The organism is Limnospira sp. PMC 289.06, from assembly GCF_032350395.1.
Taxonomy (GTDB): domain Bacteria; phylum Cyanobacteriota; class Cyanobacteriia; order Cyanobacteriales; family Microcoleaceae; genus Limnospira; species Limnospira platensis.
The window spans coordinates 1-730 of record NZ_JARPLC010000408.1 but is presented as its reverse complement, the minus strand read 5'-3'; the positions used below and the strand labels follow the sequence as shown (position 1 = coordinate 730).

2 pseudogenes are annotated in these 730 nt (G+C 41.2%); one reads left to right on the top strand and one right to left on the bottom strand.

Annotated features, from left to right (window positions below):
- A pseudogene (locus tag P5674_RS25490) lies at nt 1–227 on the bottom strand (hypothetical protein); the annotation flags it as partial.
- Between the two features lie 241 nt (nt 228–468).
- Here P5674_RS25490 and P5674_RS25485 point away from each other — a divergent pair.
- A pseudogene (locus P5674_RS25485) lies at nt 469–730 on the top strand (hypothetical protein); the annotation flags it as partial.

Below are 730 nucleotides of genomic sequence, written 5' to 3'. Positions count from 1 at the left end.
TGAGGTTTTGGCGGTCCTAATAGCGGTGACGAGGTAGATGATGATAAAGGAAGGCGACCAGGCGATAGTTCAGATGATGATTCAGATGATGATTCAGACAATGGAAATGGCGGAAATGGCAATATCGGTTGTACCATAAAAGCTGATGAAAAGTACAGCGTTGAAGAGTTCGACAGACAAATGGGTAGCGGGGGATGCTGTAATCCTCCACCAAGTGGAAGTAGCATCACTTTTTTTAGTCATATGGATTGGAGGTGGGGAGAAACTCCTCAACCAACAGGAAGTGAGAGGTTTTTTTATACGCAAGGACAGTGGGAGTCTGAGTGGGCATACGGCGACCCTGATTTAATGTTTGAAAGTATAGGTGTATTTTGTGATTGGTGGATGGAATGCACAGAATTTGATTATGTAATTCCTAGATTTTCCGCGAGCACAAAAGATATCCCGCAATGCATCGAAGGAGAAGAACCTGAAAATATACGAACGATAACAATACCAGATATGAACGAAGAATGCTGTGGAATGATTAGAAGGATTTACGAGTTCCTAGACCCTGAATCCTTTCCGGCTGAAATGCCTGAAAAAATCACGGTTAATGCTGATAATCCAGAGAACAGAATTAAACGAATAAACACATTGCCAGAATGGTTAATGTATCGATTTGACATCGATGACGAAAGATGGGGTGAATTTGAAGTTAAAGTAGAGATTGATGATGTCAATCTAATGA